At 47.4% G+C, this 19874-nt stretch carries 16 protein-coding genes and 1 other RNA gene; 6 read left to right on the forward strand and 11 right to left on the reverse strand.

Annotated features, from left to right (window positions below; genetic code table 11):
- The first annotated feature begins 99 nt into the window (after positions 1-99).
- From gyrB to PHF32_02110, 3 genes are read left to right on the forward strand one after another with little or no spacing between them, the layout of a single operon-like run.
- Positions 100-1998 (forward strand): DNA topoisomerase (ATP-hydrolyzing) subunit B, encoded by a 1899-nt coding sequence (gene gyrB, locus PHF32_02100; protein MDD4559522.1) that lies wholly within the window; start codon positions 100-102, stop codon positions 1996-1998.
- Positions 1999-2009: 11 nt separating this feature from the next.
- Complete coding sequence (gene gyrA / locus PHF32_02105) at positions 2010-4631, forward strand: DNA gyrase subunit A (protein MDD4559523.1); 2622 nt, start codon at positions 2010-2012, stop codon at positions 4629-4631.
- 49 nt (positions 4632-4680) lie between these two features.
- Positions 4681-5169, forward strand: coding sequence for a hypothetical protein (locus PHF32_02110; GenBank protein ID MDD4559524.1), 489 nt, complete (start codon positions 4681-4683; stop codon positions 5167-5169).
- A 270-nt stretch (positions 5170-5439) separates the two neighbouring features.
- On the opposite strand, the gene PHF32_02115 is transcribed toward PHF32_02110, so the two are convergent.
- From PHF32_02115 to ssrA, 8 genes are all read right to left on the reverse strand, one after another.
- Positions 5440-6762 (reverse strand): UDP-glucose/GDP-mannose dehydrogenase family protein, encoded by a 1323-nt coding sequence (locus PHF32_02115; GenBank protein ID MDD4559525.1) that lies wholly within the window; start codon positions 6760-6762, stop codon positions 5440-5442.
- Positions 6759-7703, reverse strand: a complete 945-nt coding sequence (locus tag PHF32_02120) for an NAD-dependent epimerase/dehydratase family protein (protein ID MDD4559526.1) — start codon at positions 7701-7703, stop codon at positions 6759-6761. The genes PHF32_02115 and PHF32_02120 overlap by 4 nt, the downstream gene beginning before the upstream one ends.
- Entirely contained in the window at positions 7700-8275 is a 576-nt protein-coding gene (locus PHF32_02125) for a transcription termination/antitermination NusG family protein (protein MDD4559527.1), read from the reverse strand. The genes PHF32_02120 and PHF32_02125 overlap by 4 nt, the downstream gene beginning before the upstream one ends.
- Before the next feature lie 10 nt (positions 8276-8285).
- Positions 8286-9689, reverse strand: coding sequence for an adenosylhomocysteinase (ahcY, locus tag PHF32_02130; GenBank protein MDD4559528.1), 1404 nt, complete (start codon positions 9687-9689; stop codon positions 8286-8288).
- 69 nt (positions 9690-9758) lie between these two features.
- A complete protein-coding gene (pnp, locus tag PHF32_02135; GenBank protein ID MDD4559529.1) occupies positions 9759-11987 on the reverse strand; it encodes a polyribonucleotide nucleotidyltransferase in 2229 nt (742 codons plus the stop codon).
- 182 nt (positions 11988-12169) lie between these two features.
- The gene (gene rpsO, locus PHF32_02140; protein ID MDD4559530.1) at positions 12170-12439 is read right to left on the reverse strand and encodes a 30S ribosomal protein S15; all 270 of its coding nucleotides are present in this window, start codon (positions 12437-12439) and stop codon (positions 12170-12172) included.
- Between the two features lie 599 nt (positions 12440-13038).
- On the reverse strand, positions 13039-14310 hold the full coding sequence (locus tag PHF32_02145) for a T9SS type A sorting domain-containing protein (GenBank protein MDD4559531.1): 1272 nt from the start codon (positions 14308-14310) through the stop codon (positions 13039-13041).
- 328 nt (positions 14311-14638) lie between these two features.
- Positions 14639-14989, reverse strand: a transfer-messenger RNA (tmRNA) gene (gene ssrA / locus PHF32_02150).
- Positions 14990-15136: 147 nt separating this feature from the next.
- On the opposite strand from ssrA, the gene PHF32_02155 reads away from it, so the two are divergent.
- Positions 15137-15910 (forward strand): exodeoxyribonuclease III, encoded by a 774-nt coding sequence (locus tag PHF32_02155; protein MDD4559532.1) that lies wholly within the window; start codon positions 15137-15139, stop codon positions 15908-15910.
- On the opposite strand, the gene PHF32_02160 is transcribed toward PHF32_02155, so the two are convergent.
- The 3 genes from PHF32_02160 to PHF32_02170 form a co-directional block, all read right to left on the reverse strand.
- On the reverse strand, positions 15897-16682 hold the full coding sequence (locus PHF32_02160; GenBank protein MDD4559533.1) for a CAP domain-containing protein: 786 nt from the start codon (positions 16680-16682) through the stop codon (positions 15897-15899). The two genes, PHF32_02155 and PHF32_02160, sit on opposite strands and share 14 nt — an antisense overlap.
- A 19-nt stretch (positions 16683-16701) precedes the next feature.
- The gene (locus tag PHF32_02165; protein MDD4559534.1) at positions 16702-17136 is read right to left on the reverse strand and encodes a DUF5683 domain-containing protein; all 435 of its coding nucleotides are present in this window, start codon (positions 17134-17136) and stop codon (positions 16702-16704) included.
- Positions 17137-17732: 596 nt separating this feature from the next.
- Positions 17733-17909, reverse strand: coding sequence for a hypothetical protein (locus PHF32_02170; GenBank protein MDD4559535.1), 177 nt, complete (start codon positions 17907-17909; stop codon positions 17733-17735).
- A 49-nt stretch (positions 17910-17958) separates the two neighbouring features.
- Here PHF32_02170 and PHF32_02175 point away from each other — a divergent pair, with 49 nt between their 5' ends.
- Complete coding sequence (locus PHF32_02175) at positions 17959-18390, forward strand: hypothetical protein (GenBank protein ID MDD4559536.1); 432 nt, start codon at positions 17959-17961, stop codon at positions 18388-18390.
- Positions 18391-18875: 485 nt separating this feature from the next.
- The coding region (locus tag PHF32_02180) for an aminoacetone oxidase family FAD-binding enzyme (protein MDD4559537.1) at positions 18876-19874 on the forward strand (999 nt) is incomplete at its 3' end.

Consider the following 19874-nt stretch of genomic DNA (forward strand, 5'->3'; position numbering starts at 1 on the left):
ATATGGCAACAAGATAAGGATGCTTGCACGAGCTTTGAAATGCGAGCTAATCCCCACAGCTTATCTAAAATGGCTTAAACATATAGGAGACAATAGATTATGCCAGAAAGAACTTACACTGCGAGTAACATCAAGGTGCTCAAAGGCTTGGAAGCCGTACGCAAACGCCCAGCCATGTATATTGGCGGCACGGGTGAACGCGGTTTGCATCACCTTGTTTACGAAGTAGTTGATAACTCAATTGACGAAGCGCTGGCCGGTTATTGTGACCTCATCCGGGTCACCATCACCGTGGACGGAAATGTGGAAGTGGACGATAATGGCCGCGGTATCCCGGTGGATACCCAGGATGATATGGGCGTGCCCGCATTGCAGGTGGTGCTTACTGTGCTGCATGCCGGTGGCAAATTCGACCAGAATTCCTACAAGGTATCGGGTGGATTGCATGGCGTTGGCGTATCTGTGGTGAATGCGCTGTCCGAATGGCTGGAAGCCAGAGTGCATATCAACGGGAAGGAATATAGCATGCGTTTCGAGCGTGGCAAGCCGGTTACCGATTTGCAGGTATTAGGCAGCTCGAACCGTAAGGGGACAATAATTACCTTCCGTCCGGATGCACAGATCTTTGAAACTACGGAATTCAGCTTTGATTATCTTACCACCAGATTGCGGGAACTGGCGTTCTTGAACCGTGGAGTACGCATTATCCTGAAGGATGAGCGTAGCGATCGTTTGCACGATTTTAAGTACGACGGTGGTATCAACAGCTTTGTGGAATACTTGAACCAGAACAAAAAACCCCTGTTTCCCAAGCCGATTCATATAGAATCCATCAAAGACAGCATGGAGTTTGAAGTATCAATTCAGTACAACGAGGGATATCAGGAAAACATATTCAGTTTTGCAAACAACATCAACACCATCGAGGGCGGTACGCACCTTTCCGGATTCAAGCGCGGTCTCACTTCAGCGGTGAATGCATATATCAAAAGCAACGATCTTCTAAAGAACGAGAAAGTAAACCCCAGCGGGGAAGACATCCGGGAAGGGCTCACCGCAGTGATATCCGTGAAGCTGTCCAATCCGCAGTTTGAAGGGCAGACGAAGACCAAGCTGCAAAATACCGATGTCGAAGGCTTAGTGGGTTCAGCCGTATATGAGAAGCTAATGGTGTATTTTGAAGAGCATCCCGCAGAAGCCAGAAACATCACGATGAAGAGTGTAATGGCGGCCCGTAGCCGTGAGGCAGCCCGTAAAGCCAGAGAGCTCACCCGGCGCAAATCGGTACTGGAAAGCGGTTCATTACCGGGGAAACTGGCAGACTGCACTATCAACGATCCTGCAAAGACAGAACTATTCCTGGTGGAGGGAGATTCTGCAGGCGGTTCTGCAAAGCAGGGCAGGGATCGCAGCTTTCAAGCCATCCTGGCCTTGTGGGGTAAGATGTTGAACACCGAAAAAGCCCGTGTGGACAAGGTTTTGAACAATGAAAAGATCCAGCCCATCATTCTGGCGCTAGGTGCGGGAATTGGACAGGAATTTGATGTTGCTAAACTGCGTTATCACAAAATCATCATTATGGCTGACGCAGATGTGGACGGAGCTCACATCAGTACTCTGCTGATGACGTTTTTCTATCGGTATATGCGCCCCGTGATAGAGAATGGACACTTGTACATTGCGATGCCTCCGCTCTTCCTGGTACGCAAGGGTAAACAAAAGCGCTATGTATATACTGAAGCGGAAAGGGATGAAGTCCTGGCAGAGTTTGGCGACAAAGGGGTGTTTGTTCAACGTTACAAAGGTTTGGGTGAAATGAATGCCGAGCAGTTGTGGGAGACCACAATGGATCCTGATTACCGACAGATGGTGAGTGTAAGGATGGATGATGCCATCGAGGCAGACCGGATGTTTACCATCCTGATGGGTGACGAAGTAGAGCCGCGTAGAGAATTTATCCAGTCAAATGCCCGCTACGTGAAAAACCTTGATATTTAATGGAGCTATAAATGTCTGATAATACAAAGATTATACCCACTCAAATAGAAGAATACCTGAAACAAGCTTATCTGGATTATTCCATGAGCGTGATCGTGTCCCGCGCTCTGCCGGATATCAGGGACGGCTTGAAACCTTCGCAACGGCGTATTATTTATGCCATGCACGAACTGAATCTGAGTCCCGGCGGACACTTCCGTAAATGCGCCAAGATCGCCGGTGACACCTCAGGAAACTATCATCCTCATGGCGAGCAAGTGGTGTATCCCACCCTGGTGCGTATGGCACAACCGTGGATAATGCGCTATCCCCTGGTTGATGGTCAGGGTAACTTCGGTTCCATCGACGGTGATCCTCCTGCGGCGATGCGTTATACCGAAGCGCGCTTGCATAAAGTAAGTATCGAGCTGTTATCCGAATTGGATAAAGAGACGGTGGATTTTAAGAGCAACTACGACGATACCCGTAAGGAACCGGAAGTATTTCCCAGCCGTATGCCAAATCTGCTTCTGAATGGTTCTTCCGGTATCGCTGTAGGTATGGCAACCAATATGCCGCCTCACAATGCCGGCGAGATCTGTGATGCCATTGTGGCTTTGATCGACAATCCCGAACTGGAACCGCTGGACATGCTTCAATACATCAAGGGTCCGGATTTTCCGATGGGCGGCATCATACTGGGCACAGACGGCATCAGAGAGTACTTTGAAACTGGTCGCGGACGTCTGCTGGTGCGGGGTGAGGTGGATGTGGAAACCTTGCCCAACGACAGCGAGCGCCTGATCATTCGCTCCATTCCTTATCAGGTCACCACTTCGTTACTCATTGAGCGTATGGTTCAACTGGTGAAGGACAAGAAGTTGGATGGAATCAGCGATATTCGCGATGAATCCGGCAGAGACGGTATGCGCGTTGTGATACAGATAAAGCGCAATCACGATGCACAGGTAGTAAAGAATCTGCTCTACAAACACACTCAGCTACAGAGCACATTTGGCGTGATCAATCTCTGCCTGGTGGATGGTGTTCCGAAAGTAGTGAACATGAAGGACATGGTGGCCAATTTCATCGAATTCCGGCATGATGTGGTTCTGCGGCGGACTCAGTTTGAGCTGCGCAATGCCGAAGCCAGAATGCATATCCTGGAAGGTTTCCGCATTGCTCTGGATCATCTGGATGAAGTGATTGCCACCATTCGCGCTTCCAAGACTCCTCCCGATGCCAATCTGGCACTGCAAGAGAATTTCGGGCTTTCCGAGCTTCAAGCCAAAGCTATTTTAGATATGCGTTTACAGCGCCTAACCGGAATGGAACTGGAGAAGATTGAGGAAGAATACAGTGAACTATTGGTCATCATTACACGCTTGCGTGAATTGGTAGAACACCGCGAACTCCGCATGGATCTGATCAAGCAGGAAACCCTGGAAATGAGCGAGAAATACACGGATCCGCGTAGAACCTCCATCATTGAGGGGCATGGCGGCAGCTTCAATATGGAAGACCTCATTGCGGACGATATGATGGTGGTAACTATCACTCACGACGGTTATGTGAAACGCTTGCCGGTGGATACCTATAAAGTACAAGGCCGAGGCGGCAAGGGCTTGAGCGCTTCAAACCTAAAGGAACAGGATTTTATCCAGTATCTCTTTGTGGCCAGTGCGCATTCCTACATTCTGCTCTTCACCGATCATGGCATGTGTCATTGGTTGAAGGTTTATGAGATTCCCGAGGCCAGCCGTACAGCCAGGGGTAAAGCCATAGTGAACTTGGTAAAATTTAGTGAGGGAGAGAAGATCAAGGCTTTTGTGACACTGAAGACCTTCCATCCCAAGCAGACCATAGTTATGTGCACCAGAAACGGGCTGATCAAAAAGACCTCTCTGACAGCCTATTCCCATCCTCGCAGCAACGGAATCAGGGCTATCAGACTGATGGACGGCGATGAACTGATCGATGCCAGAATCTCAGAGGAAGGCGACGACATCTTGTTGGCAACTCGAAACGGCTATTGCAATCGCTTCAGCGAGAAAGACATTCGTGCCATGGGCAGAATTACCAAAGGAGTACGCGGTATTCGCTTGAGAGACGAGGATTATGTGATCTCCATGACTCTGGTAAGTGCAGAACAGATCCTGGAAAACGGCAAAGGCGGAGCTACGATCCTAACCGTTAGCGAAAACGGCTATGGAAAGCGCACCTCGATTTCCAGCTATACCGCTACAAAACGTGGCTCAAAGGGAGTAATCACGCTGAAGACAACCACCAGGAACGGACATCTGGCTTCTCTGATGATGGTGAGCGATGAAGATGAACTGATGATCATTACCCACGATGGCATGATCATCCGCCAAAGCGTGAAAGAGATATCTTCGATCGGAAGAAACACTCAAGGCGTAAGGCTGATCAACCTGACCAAGGGCGACAAAGTTCACGACATCACTCGCGTACCTCCGGAAGACACCGATGATGAGAGCTTGGACAAAGAAATTGAGAAGTTGAAACAAGTACCCAAGATGAACTTGACTGATCTGGCGGAAGAAGCTGATGATCTGATGGAAGCCGATGATGTGGATATCGAAGACGACACGGACATCGACGATAACGATGATTCCGAAGATACTGACGACTAGTATCCTTCTTGCGGTTTTGACGGGATGCGCAATCAGCGGATACCAACCGATGCCGGGAGACTATCAAATAGAAGAAGGATTTGCGATAATCAGGACGGATAGCTTGCAATTGGCTATCCGTCCCCAATCTTACCGGGGATCTTATCGGGATCTGAACAACAACTTCTTCTCAATGTATGTAATGGTACGCAATGTGTCTTCAAGCAAGCTGAAATTGCCGCAGGAAAGCTTCAGTCTGGTATCCGGAGGCAGACAGTACGACTACATAGATCTGGAATTCATTTTGAGCAGCTACCGGCAGCAATATGTGTTTGAGCAATGGCAGGATCCTTTCAATGCGGATCCCTTGCAGCCGGTGAACAATGAGCAGAATATCGAAGGCTATTATGAGCTGATGGCCTCCTCTTTCACTTTTGGGGACTTACAGGCGGGAGCTAGCAAGGAAGGCTATCTGTTTTACGATCGGAACCTTCATCGAGCCTCAGAGCTGGTTTTTGATGCTTTGGGTGTTCCGGTCACTTTTGTTCGGGGGAAATAAAAAAAGGACCTGCTGAGGTCCTTTTGCGCGTCTGCCTATATGTAGGTATTATCTATACTGTCATAACTCTATTGCTATACTTTCGCTTAGCTTTATGAGGAGCCTTGGGAAATGAACTTCCTCAAGACTTTTTTCTCCCGTTTGCATCTTTTTTCACGAAAACCACGTTTTTGTCCTAGTTTTGTCCGCCATATATTTTATGAGAGACCCCTCTGTTCGCAAGCTGGTGCATAAGCGACGAGGCGAAGCGCACTCAAGCAAAAGATATAATCAGGGGCGTCCGATACCGTAGTAGGTGAATCCCATTTCTCGCAGGGCTTTTGGATCATACTGGTTGCGGCCGTCAAAGATCACCGCTTCTTTTAACTCGGCTTTGATGCGATTGTAATCCGGATAGCGGAATTGGTGCCACTCTGTGATCAGTAGCATTGCACTGGCTCCCTTGAGAGCGTCATATTCATCGTTGCACAGAGTAAGGCCTTCCAAGTCTGCAAAGATGTGCTTGGCTTCTGTCATTGCTACGGGATCATAAGCTCTTACCTTGGCTCCTGCTGCAATGAGAGTGCGGATAATCACGATTGCGGGAGCTTCACGCATGTCATCAGTTTGGGGTTTGAAGGACAAGCCCCATACGGCAAAGGTCATCCCCTTCAAGTTTTGACCAAAGTGAGCATTCAGTTTCTGCACCAGAAGGAGTTTCTGATCCTGATTCACCGCTTCCACTGCTTTCAGGATGCGGCTGTCGTAACCTACTTCGGAAGACATGTGGATAAGGGCTTTGATGTCTTTGGGAAAGCAACTGCCACCATATCCCACTCCGGGGTAGATGAATTTGTAGCCAATGCGGCTGTCGCTGCCGATGCCATTGCGAACTTCTTCCACATCAGCTCTGTAAGCTTCGCATAATCTGGAGATTTCGTTTATAAAAGATATTTTGGTAGCCAGCATAGCATTAGCCGCATATTTGGTCATTTCAGCGGAACGGATGCTCATGACGATCACGCGATCGTGAGTGCGGTTGAAGGGAGCGTATAAAGTACGCATGGCTTGTGCTGCTTGTTCACTGTCTGTTCCTATCACTACACGGTCAGGGCGCATAAAGTCTTCGATGGCAGCGCCTTCTTTCAGAAACTCCGGATTGGACACCACATCGAAGGGGACCTTGCTGCCTCTTCTATCCAGCACTTCCTGGATTCTGGCTTTCACCCTATCTGCGGTGCCGACCGGTACAGTGGATTTGTCCACTATGATCTTGTATTCGTTCATGTATTCAGCTATCTCGCCTGCTGATGCCAGTACATGAGAAAGATCAGCACTACCGTCTTCTTCGGGAGGAGTGCCCACTGCGATGAACAGGATGAGGGAATCCTCGACAGCGGTTTTGATGTCTGTGCTAAAGCTTATTCTGCCTTCGGTTACATTGCGCTTGATCATACTGTCCAAACCGGGCTCGAAGATGGGGATGTCTCCCTGTTTTAACATTTCGATCTTGCGGTTGTTGTTATCCACGCAGATCACGTTGTTGCCCATATCGGCAAAGCAAGCGCCACTGGTGAGCCCTACATAACCGGATCCTATCACTGCAAGCTTCATTGTTCGACTCCCAATAAGTCTTTGTAATAGCTTATCACTTGTGCAATACCCTGGCTAAGGTCGTACTCTGGTTGCCAGTTCAGTATGCGTTTGGCTTTATTGTAATCCAGCATCGAACGATGCAGATCCCCCTTGCGTGCGTCCGCTTTCCGTGGTTCGATGCAAAGTTTCAACTGGCGGGAAATCTCATCGTATAGCTGCCTGGTTGTAGTGGGTGTGCAGGTACCGATGTTGAAGGCTTCACCGCTTCCTTTCTCAAAGGCGATCAGATTGGCTTTTACTACATCTGTTACAAAAACATAGTCTCGGATCATCCCATCCGGTTCATTGGGGTACGTATTCAGAGTGGGGGTTTCGCCTTTCAGAAGCTTTTCCACAAAGATCGATACCACACCTGCTTCACCGTGTGAGACCTGGCGGGGGCCAAAGACATTGGCATAACGTAGTACGGTGTAATCCAGACCATATTGTTGATTGTAGAAATACAGGTAGTTTTCACCCACCATTTTGTTGATGGCGTAAACAGAAAGAGGACGGGGAATGTATGTTTCGGTAGTGGGATATTCTTCGGCTTCTCCGTACATGGCACCACCGGAGGAGATGTAAACGATTTTCTTTACAGAGTGTTTAACTGCTGCTTGGAGGAGGTTAATCAGACCTTTTACATTGATCTCGGCATCAGTAAGAGGATCTTCAATTGAAAGCGGGACGGAGATTTGAGCGGCATGATGATCTATGATATCCGGTTTTTCTGCTGCAATCACATTATCGATTGCGGGATCGCAAATATCCATTTCGATAAATTTCGCGAGGGGATTTAGATTGCGTTTGTAGCCACTACGCAAGTTGTCTACTATCACTACTTCATATCCTGCATTAATACAAGCATCTGCTATATGGGATGCGATAAATCCGGCAGCTCCAGTAATCAGAATCTTCATTCTTCGATCTCCTCTATTTCGTATTCACCAATAATTTTGATGTTCTCAGGATCGATTTTTACCATTACAGCTTGCCGGAGAAGATCAACCTGCAAGCGTACTTCTGATATTTTGTCGTGACTTTCCACGATGCCTCTCATGCCTTTAAGCGCACCTTCCGTGATCTCTACTTCCAAACCTTTGAAGAGCCACAATGCGCGTTTCATGGGTACTTCTTTTTTCCCTGTGAAGCAGATGCGAGAAAGATCGTTCAATAGTTCCTGTTCATTTACCACGCGGATGTAATTGACGATCAGCCCAGATTGAGATACAAGCTCCTTGTTTGCTACCGAGAGCACTAAAAAAATGTAACCGGGAAACATCGGTTGAGTGGAAACTACTTTGCGGCGTTGGTATATCTTTGATGTCTTTAACTGGGGCAGGTAGTAGTGAATCAGGTTTTTGGCGGCAAACTCTGCCACACGCTTCTCTCTACGAGGTTTGCAATAAGCTACGTTCCAGTGCTCTCCTTCGGGAGGGAGGCACAGTTCGCCGAAGAGTTCGTTGATAATTACCGGTTTGTGAGTGGCCACTATTTATCCTTTAGTATCTGTAAAGATCGGGTTTATATGGTCCTTCGATGGGCACTCCGATATACTCGGCCTGCTTTACACTAAGGCGAGTGAGGTCCACGCCCAGTTTTGCCAGATGCAAACGCGCTACTTCTTCATCCAAATGTTTGGGCAAGGTGTAAACTCCAATCTCGTGCTTGGTTTGCCACAGTTGTATCTGTGCCAGCACTTGATTTGTAAAAGAGCAGCTCATTACGAAAGAGGGGTGACCAGTGGCATTGCCGAGGTTTACCAATCTGCCCTCAGAGAGCAGGATGATGGCTTTGTCGTTTGGTAGTCTGATCAAATCCACCTGGGGCTTAATGCACTCTCGGTTTACTCCGTCCATCTCATAGAGTTTGCTTACTTGAATCTCGTTGTCGAAGTGTCCAATATTGCAGACAATGGCATTGTTCTTCATTTTTAATATATGATCTACTCGGATCACATCGCAATTTCCGGTTGCAGTAACGAAGATGTCGGCATATTCAACCGTGTCGTCCAGATTACGCACTTCAAATCCTTCCATAGCTGCTTGGAGGGCACAGATGGGATCGATTTCGCTGATGATTACTCTTGCACCAAAACCGCGCATGCTCTGAGCGCATCCTTTGCCTACATCACCATATCCGCAGATCATGACGGTCTTTCCCGCTACCATTATGTCGGTACCTCGCTTGATGCCATCAGCCAGGCTTTCTCTGCAACCATAAAGGTTATCGAACTTGCTTTTGGTGACGCTGTCGTTCACATTTATGGCGGGGAAGAGTAAATTGCCCTGTTGCATCATCTGATACAAGCGATTGACTCCAGTAGTGGTTTCCTCGCTAACTCCCTTGATGTGATGGGCGATTTTGTGCCAGCGCTGGGGATCTTCTTCCAAGTGTGAGATGAGCAATTCCTGCACCAGGCGATATTCAGGATTGTCGCTATCGGGCAAAGGGGAAATACCGGTTTCCGAATAGAGTTCTTCCAGTCGGTACCCTTCATGAACCATCAGAGTAGCATCACCACCATCGTCCACGATCATATCGCAAGTAGCTTCAGGCCAGACCAGGGCTTGGTATGTGCACCGCCAGTAATCCTGAAGGCTTTCGCCTTTCCAGGCAAACACGGGGATGCCACGTTGTGCTATTGCTGCTGCAGCGTGGTCTTGAGTACTAAAGATGTTGCAACTAGCCCAGCGCACTTTGGCACCCAGTTCCACCAGAGTCTCGATGAGCACGGCAGTCTGAATGGTCATGTGCAAGCTGCCGGTAATCCGAGCTCCTTGTAAGGGTTTGCTGTCGGCGTAACGCTCTCTGAGCGCTATTAGGCCTGGCATTTCGACTTCTGCCAGGGCAATTTCTTTGCGGCCAAATTCAGCCAATTCTATGTTTGCGATTTTGTAATCCATCTCTACCTCTCAAGACCTGGGCGCGACACTAATCAAGAATCGCGCCCAGTAGATGTTCAATGCATTTATCTATCTGCGGTTACGGTCTCTACCGCCACCGCCTCTGCGATCACGGTCTCCACCGCCACGACGGAAATCATCCCGTCTGGGAGCAGCGGGTCTGTCTTTGGGAGCATTGGGATCGGGTTCAGGATTTCCGGGGATTCCTTTCATGGTAAGGGATAGTTTGCCTTTATCCATACCCAGGGCTTTTACCTTCACTATATCGCCAAGCTTTACCATATCTTCGGGATGGCCAATGCGGGAGGTGTGCATCTGAGACACGTGAACCATCCCTTCCTTGGCTCCGCCCAATACCTTCACAAATACTCCGTAAGGTTCGATGCGGGTTACAGGGCCTTCATACTCTTCGCCTGGTTCAGGATCGATAGCAATACCTTTGATGATAGCTTTTGCTTTGTCGATGGAAGCTTTGTCCGGAGAAAGGATTCTCACTGTGCCGTCATCTTGGATATCTATGCCTACCTGGCAGCTTTCGATGATGGATTTGATCATCTTTCCAGCAGGGCCTATGATCTCGCCGATTTTGTCAGTTGGAACCTTAAAGCTTTCAATTCTGGGAGCTGTGGGAGAGAGGTCTTCTCTGGGTTTCTCAATGCAAGCTTCCATCAGGTCCAGGATGTGGAAGCGGGCTTTTTTTGCTTTATCCAGAGCGATGCGCATAATATCTTTGGTGATGCCTTCGATCTTGATATCCATCTGCATGGCAGTGATGCCTTCGCGCGTTCCGGCACACTTGAAATCCATGTCACCCAAGTGATCTTCCAGACCCATTATGTCTGTGAGAACCACATATTTATCGCCTTCCATAATCAGACCATTTGCGATGCCAGCTACTGGGGATTTTATGGGCACTCCAGCAGCCATCAAGGCCAGGCATCCGCTACAGATCGAAGCCATGGATGAGGAACCATTGGATTCCAATGTGTCGGCTACGATGCGAATAGTGTAAGGGAAACGTTCGGAATCCGGCAATACTGCTTTCAATGCTCGTTCAGCCAAGTTTCCATGACCCAGTTCGCGGCGTCCGGTGGGACCCATTCTACCCGCTTCGCCTACGCTGAAAGGCGGGAAGTTGTAGTGCAGATAAAAGTTCTTTTTGTATTCTTCTTCCAAGCTATCGATTACTTGTTCATCGCTGCCGCCACCTAAGGTGACAGTGCCCAAAGATTGGGTTTCGCCTCTGGTAAATAGGGCAGACCCATGTACGCGGGGTAGAATATCGATTTCGCAAGTGATGTCACGGATTTCGTCCAAACCTCGACCATCTACGCGGAAGTGTTTGTCCAGAATCGATGCGCGCACATAACGGCGAATGATCTCATGGAAGGCCTCTTTGTATTGCTTTTCATTGTCAGCATAAAGTTCTTCACCATCTTCAGCCAGGTGTTTCTCCAACATCTCGGCTTCAAGGGCATCAAAAGCGTCCTGACGTTCCTGCTTACCCAAGATTGTGGCAGATTCAGCAATGCGAGAGCCATAGTTGTCTTCCATCTTTTGCAGTAGTTCCGAAGGAAGCTCGAGCATAGTGACTTCCACTTTCTCTTTACCACAGGCAGCCACGAATTCCTCTTGCAGGGCGCATAAGGTTTTTATGGCTTCATGACCGGTATATACTCCGTCCAGCATGATGTCCTCAGACAGCTCACTGGCTGCGGATTCAATCATTACTACTGATGTGGCACTACCTGCAACAGTCAAGTTCAATTTGGATTCTTCGCGTAGTTGTTTTACGTCCGGATTGATCACATAATCTCCGTTGATATAGCCTACTGTGAGACCGGCAATGGGTCCGTGGAAGGGAATATCCGAAATGGATAGCGCCAAAGAAGCACCCAATACGCCAAGATTGGCGGGGTCTACTTCGCCATCGTAAGCCAGGACATTCAATACCACATGGACTTGATTGCGAAATCCTTCCGGAAATAACGGACGGATAGAACGATCGATCACGCGGGCCTGCAGAGTGGCATCGGTGGAGGGCTTGGCTTCACGTTTGAAAAAACCTCCGGGTATCTTGCCGGCAGCGTACATCTTTTCGATAAAATCGACTGTGAGCGGGAAAAAGTCCTGGTTTTCCGAGGCTTCTTTGCTCATGGTAGCTGTTACTAAAACGGCGGTCTCACCCAATTGCAGATATATGCTGCCATTGGCTTGCTTGGCCATCTTGCCGGTTTCGGCAATGAGTTTACGGCCGAAAAAATCGATTTCCCGCCTGGTAATGTTAAAATTGTGCATTTGTTCTCCTTGATTTATGTGCCCGGGGAGAATAAGCAATAGGCAAAGAGGTGCATCCAACAACCCATTTGCTTATTGCTGATTGCTCCCAGGTACATTAGTTTGTGTTGCTAAAAAAGAAAGTGGTGCCTTGCATGCGCCGGCATCCACTTTCCATGATTCTAATTATCTTGGCTGAGTAATTACTTTCTGATGCCAAGCGCTTTGATCAGTTCACGGTAACGGTTGATGTCCTTCCGTTTCAGATAATCAAGTAAGCGCCTGCGCTGCCCGATCAGCTTCAGCAGTCCCCGACGGGTCGAGAAATCTTTTGAGTGCACTTTCAGGTGCTCAGTGATATCTTGGATGCGTTTGGAAAGCATCGCGACCTGTACTTCAGGGGAACCGGTGTCTGATTCATGGAGTTTAAACTCTGCCATGATAGCCGTTTTGGCCTCAGGTGTTAAAGGCATTCATCCTCCCAGATGATATGGTTAACTCAGGCTCTAGCCTGATGATTGGCAATTACATGCCGACTAATGATGCCAGCATTTTCTATCCCCATAATCTGTCCAGCTTTTTTATCTTGGCAAAGTACTAATGTCATGTCAAGCATGGGGTGGCAATCTACGACTTGCCACAACGACCGAAGGGAGCCTTTGAATCCATTATTATCTTTCCCTTTGTTCGATCCAGTGCTGAACCTGATATCAAGGTGTTATCATCCTGTGCTCACTCGATGATAACCCGATGATATCTACTTCTCTACACGTTGAGACACAGAGTGTGAACCGCAGCTCTGAATCATTCGGCAGAAGTATCTGGGAGATTGGAGTTTGGCAGCGCAATATCAAAACAACATTCATGCCTGTACGAGTCACTAGTAAGGTAGCGCTTATGATGAGCAATGTAGAAAGAATTCCTAATTTCGAAAGCACTGTTCTTTCTATTAAGATGGATACTCCATGGAAGACAGGTTTTTGCGGGAGTTGATTGCCATTTTCTGCATTCCATATCGTAAGTTGGTTTTCTTACTGTTTTTTTATGTAAATTATTCCAGCTGTCTGGTAGCCTATTTGCCCACAATCAACTTCTTGGTATAGCAGGAGCCATTGGCTTCCAGACGGACGAAATAGATGCCATTGCAAAGAGATCTGCCCTGTGCATCCGTAGGACTCCAGAGGATTTCGCCGTTTTGTGCTGAAGTGCTGTATGTTTCTTTTTTCAGCAGCTGGCCTTTGATGTTGTAGGTGCTTATTGATAGGGTAGCTGCTTTAGCCAGAGAGTAATGTAGACTGGCTATCTGTTTGACTGGATTGGGCCATATATTCATTGTTATTTGTGGTATCTGGGGTGAATGAGGAATGGATGTGTCCGTGGAATGCTGGTAACTCAAATAGAACGAGGGTAATTCGTCATATTCCATAACTCCAGTTTCCAACAGAAGTCCATTGTTATCGTAACGATTCTGATAACCATGATAAGTGTCCGAAATATAGATTTCTTCTTCCTCAGGGATCTGAGAGTAGCTGATATAGTTTGTTTCGGGATTATACCATTGCCCTTGGGCATCGCTCATCTGAATGGTGGTGGAATAGATTGGATAATCGTTGTTCAAATAGATGAAATCGGAGTAACCGCATTGTTGCATGAGATAATCTGGGGTATATAAAGCGTGCTTTTCAAAATCCCGGCTTTCCCCAAACGGTTCGGTACCATATTCAAAAGTGATACGTTTTGTAGCTTGCCAATCCAGTGAATCTGGGGAGCTATAGTGCATCTCCTCAATTCTGCGTCCTTGCAGATCCACAATGTATTCTTTTCTTTGGTAGGAGAGAGGCTCGCTATACTTTATCACCGAAGCCAGTAACCGCATATTATCATCATAGTAGTGCCAGGCTTTTAGATAATAATCTTCAGGATCCAACGAATTCGAAAGACAATCCTCCAGATAGTAGCCCTGATAGTTTATCTTGCTGATGCGGTACATTGTCATGGATGGGTGATATCTGCCTGGGCTTCTGAGGATGAAGTAATCGGTGAAGAGTTGCAAATCCCCATCAAATGGGCGGATCTCATCAATATCAACATCAAAATCAGGATTCTCCTCATCATGATGAAATATATAGCGCAGGCTGTCAACGCATAGCGGGTTGTCTTCAGAAGTATAGAACACAGAGCTTCCCATCGTTGACCAATCCAGTCCTCCGAACATCCCCCCTGACGCGTACCATTGGTAACTATACAGATAATGTATCCCGGGGTACTCCTGCGCCCATCCCTCACTGCTGATAATGGTTAGGAGCACGATGATGAGCACTATCACAAGTTGTCTTGTTCTCACAATACCTCCATGTACATAGCGTCGATATCTACCGCATATGGCAGATACTACGAATCGCATACCATACTTGACTGGGTACCGAGACTAGTCAAGCAGAATGTTTCAAATTTTGTTTCGGATAATCGAGAGTAGGTTATTTAGTCTTTCATGGAGTCTGTGTAATCGTTTGTGGTGTAGTTATTCAGGGATGTATACTTTTTTCCATGTATGTTTAGAAAAACCGGAAGAATTATACTTGAAAATCCGAAATCCTATATTAATCTGATGGTGTCTGTCTCTTGTGGAATCGCATTTGAAGGACATTTACACTTTCGTGAGATTATATAAATGGTGGAGGTGGCGGGGATCGAACCCGCGTCCAAAGAACAGCGCCATAGAGAATCTACATGCTTAGTTGTCTTTAGGTCTCAGGCATTACGGCAAAGACAATCAGACCCGCAAAGCCCCAGCCGAAAAGCTTAACATGTGTATATCGGCGGTCAACACACGGGCAGCCATACTGTTACGACGCCCAATCCTTTCCCGATGGCACGAAAAGGTTGAACGTAACCGCACTAAGCGGCTAAGAGTAAGTTATCGTTTGCAGTTAATTTGCATTTGCTACTTGTTGACGGAGTGGATAGCATCTCCGACATGCATCTCTACCACACTGGTTCCCTGTCGAAACCATGTCACCCCCTATATACTTTGAAGAACTGTAGACAATATAATTTCCCTCTCCTGAGTGTCAAGCAGCATTTTGCACAGGCTTCTTTGATAGCTGCTTTGCTTGCAATTCTTGTGCATTTCGCTTACTATATCTATTAGAAACGATAATGAGGAACACATGAAGATCACAATCTGGTCATGGAACGTGAACGGACTAAGGGCTGCCATGAACAAAGGCTTTATTCCCAGTATCAAAAAAGCTGATGTGGATATCGTCGGTTTACAGGAAACAAAGCTGCAGGAACATCAGATTCCTGAGGAGCTGGCAGAGCTTAGCTCTTATCACAAATACTGGTCTTTTGCCCTTCGCAAGGGTTATTCCGGTACAGCTCTGTTTTCCAAAGTGGAACCGCTTTCCTTCTCAGATGCCTTTGGAGTAGAGGAGTTTGACACCGAGGGGCGTATAAACATTGCCGAATACGATCAATTCATTCTCTTCAATGTCTATTTCCCCAATGGAGCCATGAACGACGGCCGCCTGGATTACAAGCTGCGATTTTACGACAAAGCGCTTGAAGTAATGGAAAGCAAGCGCAAGAGCGGAAAAGCGATATTAGTTGCGGGAGATTACAACACTGCACACAAAGAGATTGATCTGGCAAGGCCCAAGGAAAACGAGAATATATCAGGCTTTCTACCCATCGAAAGACAATGGCTGGATAAACTGGTTGAACACGGTTGGGTAGATACTTTCCGGCATTTCGATTCATCTGAGGATCAGTATTCCTGGTGGAGTTATCGCGTCGGAGCCCGACCTCGCAACATCGGCTGGAGAATCGACTATTTCTTCATCGATAAGGAACATCTGGACATGATTAACAAAGCCGGTATCCGCCAAGATGTAATGGGCTCAGATCACTGTCCAGTATATGTAGAGCTTACTTTGCGCTAAGGGTGATACCTTCCGGAAAATACCCGCCATCAAAACCGAAACAAAGCTTGTAATCGCCCTTACCTGCCCAAAAGGGAACATCCACATAAAAATCTGTCGCTGAACTCCAGCAGATCGGCAGGGGCTGTCCGCCCACCATAGCCTGCTCTTCAGAAATCTTGTAGATTATGTTCTTGTTCGGAAAGCGTAGAGTTGCTGTTAGCTTTTGTGATGGTTGTCCGGACATATATTCAAAGCTTAAGCGATAGGTTTTGTCCTTACTTAGCTTTTTTGGTAGTCCTGATGTCATCTTAGTGATGGGAGTGGCAAAGTTTTGTGTGGTATACATGGTCTCTCCATTTAGAATCAAACCCACCCCCAGATGAGTATATTCTGGATTCAGAATGTTATCCCGGTGAGGCGGAGACATCATCCAACCGGTAATCACTTCCATTGGGCTGAAAGTACCAGCGGAATTGCGGAATTTACCCAGGTTTTCTCCGATGGTTGTAACCAGAAGGTTGGGGTAGTATTTCATTTTTCGTCCGCCAACCTCATCTCCCAGATGATCTTTGTGAGCAAAGAAGTTGTGTTTCAGCATGTTCTGAGAGTGTAGTCGGGAAAGATCTGCCAAACCGTGATCATAAGCTAGAAGAGGGATATCGTAATGCGCTCTCTGCACATTTGTAAGCCTCCAGACCTCCAACTCAAACTCCTGAACTGTCATGGTTTTCGCTGCAATCAAAATCAGAGGTAAAACCAAGATAAATACAAACAGGTATTGTTTTTTCATATATGCTCCAATGTTAATGTTAAAAGACCAATTCCAGCCCTGCCTTTCCTTCTTCAAAGCGCAGATGCAAGCGCTGTTTTTCACTGTCGAAATTCTCCAAATGAGCATCCACATAAGCGTCCAACACACTCAGGGCAGTGGTGATGCCAATCCACCAGATATCGCTGCGGCGCTTCTGCTTGTGTTCTTCCGCCCTGTCCTTGTAATACTGAGTGTAATAAGCATCGGTGCTTAGCTTGGACTTCTTGATAAAGTCATCCGCTTTGGCGTCGTTATACAATGCTCTGCCCACATTCCATGCCTGCAAACCCACCACAATCCCCGCTTTTACATAAGCTTTATTGTACACTTGCCCACCTCCAGGTATCAAGGCAGAATACAGCATAGCTCTCTCAGGACTTACTGCAGCCAGCAGCGAACACCATAGCAACGGGATGATTAGCAGTTTCTTCAAAGTAGCTTCCCAAATCTCATTTTCTTTCAAACATGTCACAGGGCAATAAAATGTCAAGTGGAATTCTCGGAATTACTTACTGTTTTGTTGCAAGATTACCACCCCTGCTTGACAACTCTGCACTCATGCTCTTTATTTTCTTGCAGACGCGCATGTACCTTATCTACCCATGTATTGCCCTACTTACCGATACAGCTTCGCCCCGTCGCTTATGCAGAGCGATGTATTTCAATATGTTTTTTCTAGCTTTAGAGGCTATCCCCAAAGAAGCCTCTAATACTATGTAGCGGACAACACTGGGACAAATCCGGCAAATCCTTTACAATAGCGGTTCCCAAGCGATCGCGCGTCGAAACATGTAATAACTCTACCCGAAAAGTGGTCTTCCCATCTGGATAAATGGTAAAGCCTAAGCAAGGATAAAAATTGAGATTATGCAACACTATAATGCAAAAGATGCGTTTCATCATAGCCAGCCCGGGTACTGCGTTGCAATAATGTATAGACAGGGCAACGGCTCATCGAAAAGCTCTTGTAAAAAGCCAGGTATTACACCGATATTTGAGAAAGAGTCTTCCAGCTCAGGTCAAGACTTGCTATTGCTTTTTGCTCAATTCCTCACGCAGAGCTGCCAATTCCTTATGAATGCTTTGTAATACCTGCAATTCACTACTCTTGTTATCCACTGATCTATCGGCAGGAGAGCCGGATATGTTCTGAATTCTCTGCATAATGAGTGCTTTCAAGCTTTCGGCATCCCGGATACCCACCATTGTCAGTTCTGCTTTATCTGCATTCGGTCCGCCGGACCCTGCAGTTTGGGTGTATAAGCAACACAAAGAATATGAACCCGGTATTTTGATGCCCACCCGCAAAAACCCTGTCCCTGCCCTATTTACTGCGGCTACACCCAAATACGATTTCTGCGTATCCTCAAATTTTAACGCATCTTCACAGCAATATCGAGTGCTGATGGAAATCAACCATTCCACAGATTTCAACGCATTCTACACGGCAGATGCTCCCCAGGGCGATCCAGCCTTTTCGGGCGGACGCTGGGGCTCTGGTCAACCCTCGATGATATGGGAAGCACAGGCAGAATTTGGTTCCAACGCCAATACCACTCCCTTCAGGCTAATTGGTCACGGAAGTCCGGATGGCGGCAGCGGCGACTTGTATGCCATCTCTGCGAACATCACCAGTGTAGTTGACATCATTCCGGAGGCAAAGCTTATTCGAAATCAGCAAAGATAGCGGTTCAAAAGAATGCAGTTTCTCCACCCGCACCAGCTAGGATATTGTACAATCCCCGAAATATATCAGCTCTATTTGTAACAACTTACAGAGCTTCTAGGGAACACTTTATTATTTTAAGAGCTAATCTGTAGGGGAAAAGTGGAGATTAACTCATGTTAGTTCTTTCGATACTTTTCTGGTAATCACTATAGGGTATCCTAAACAAGATCCTGTTGTCACTGCGAACGCCGAGCCTGGATATTTCCGGGTGGCGTTCGTTTTTTTTGGCGATCAAATGTAGCGTAACCGCAATCAAAATAGAGCCTTATAACGCCTCTGCGCAGTATGTTCTTGACAGATACTACGGAGAAGATATTCTTACAGAATAAACATAAACAATGAGGTGAAGCGTTCATGATCACCAAGCAAATCAGTATTTCCTTACCTACAAAAATCAATCCCAAACTCCCCGCCCATATCTTCAGCAAGGCGATGCTCAAGAAATGATCGCAATCGTAGGTGCAGGTCCTGCGGGTCTGGCAGCAGCCATAGCATGCGGAAAAGAGGCAGTAATTCTGGAGCGCAATCCTATGGCGGGCAAAAAACTCTTGCTTTCGGGCAGCGGACAGTGCAACTTTACAAATTCCTGCGATAGCGAGAGCTTCCTGAAAGCCTTGGGTGAATTCCGCAACTGGCTCAAACCCGCCTTCTACGCTTTCGACAATCGTGCTTTTATCCGCCTTTTGGAGGATGCTGGCTGTCCGGTATTTATTCGAGAAGATGGCAAAGCATTTCCCCAAAGCCGAAAATCCGCGGATGTACGGGATACCCTGCTCAGACTCGCCTTAAGTCGCGGGGCTACCATCCGCACGGCTTGTAATATCTCTGGGATCAGCATCCGGGACGGCGGTTTTACGCTATCCACAGATGACAGCAGGCAATTTGCCGCATCTGCTATCATTCTGGCTGCAGGAGGAGCTTCCTGGCCCCAATCCGGCAGCGACGGCTCTTCCTACCGTCTGGCACAAAGCCTGGGTCACAGTATAATTCCACCTCGGCCGGCTTTGGCTTCTATCCGCATCAAGGACTACTCGGCATTCTGCACCTGCGCCGGAGTATCGCTGAAGGCTTCGCTCTATTTTGGCAAACACTGTGCCACCGGGGATTTGCTCTTCACTCACACCGGTTTCAGCGGTCCCCTGATCCTGGACAATTCACGTTCTTTAAACGCTGGAGACCACATCTATCTATGCCTGGCGGATGCCTCCCAGATATCCGCTCTCATTCAAAACAATCCCAAGAAGCGCGTAACCAGCATTCTGCAAATGCTTGGTTTACCGCAATCTCTGGCGATGGCTCTGTGCAATAAACACGGCATTCCGGCAGACATTGCCGCTACAAACCTGAAAGCGCCGGAGCGCAAAGCCTTGACAAGCTTGCTGGAAAAAACTCCCTTTACAATTGTCGGAATTGAAGGTCTGGAAAGCTCCATGTCGGATTTT

This window comes from Candidatus Cloacimonadota bacterium, assembly GCA_028706475.1.
GTDB lineage: Bacteria > Cloacimonadota > Cloacimonadia > Cloacimonadales > Cloacimonadaceae > UBA5456.

What these genes read in the sequence shown, in the direction of transcription:
- gyrB (MDD4559522.1), top strand. Translation starts at nt 100, where the DNA reads ATGCCAGAAAGAACTTACACTGCGAGTAACATCAAGGTGCTCAAAGGC.
- gyrA (MDD4559523.1), top strand. Translation starts at nt 2,010, where the DNA reads ATGTCTGATAATACAAAGATTATACCCACTCAAATAGAAGAATACCTG.
- PHF32_02110 (MDD4559524.1), top strand. Translation starts at nt 4,681, where the DNA reads ATGCCGGGAGACTATCAAATAGAAGAAGGATTTGCGATAATCAGGACG.
- PHF32_02115 (MDD4559525.1), bottom strand. Translation starts at nt 6,762, where the DNA reads ATGAAGCTTGCAGTGATAGGATCCGGTTATGTAGGGCTCACCAGTGGC.
- PHF32_02120 (MDD4559526.1), bottom strand. Translation starts at nt 7,703, where the DNA reads ATGAAGATTCTGATTACTGGAGCTGCCGGATTTATCGCATCCCATATA.
- ahcY (MDD4559528.1), bottom strand. Translation starts at nt 9,689, where the DNA reads ATGGATTACAAAATCGCAAACATAGAATTGGCTGAATTTGGCCGCAAA.
- pnp (MDD4559529.1), bottom strand. Translation starts at nt 11,987, where the DNA reads ATGCACAATTTTAACATTACCAGGCGGGAAATCGATTTTTTCGGCCGT.
- rpsO (MDD4559530.1), bottom strand. Translation starts at nt 12,439, where the DNA reads ATGCCTTTAACACCTGAGGCCAAAACGGCTATCATGGCAGAGTTTAAA.
- PHF32_02155 (MDD4559532.1), top strand. Translation starts at nt 15,137, where the DNA reads ATGAAGATCACAATCTGGTCATGGAACGTGAACGGACTAAGGGCTGCC.
- PHF32_02160 (MDD4559533.1), bottom strand. Translation starts at nt 16,682, where the DNA reads ATGAAAAAACAATACCTGTTTGTATTTATCTTGGTTTTACCTCTGATT.
- PHF32_02170 (MDD4559535.1), bottom strand. Translation starts at nt 17,909, where the DNA reads ATGGTGGGTATCCGGGATGCCGAAAGCTTGAAAGCACTCATTATGCAG.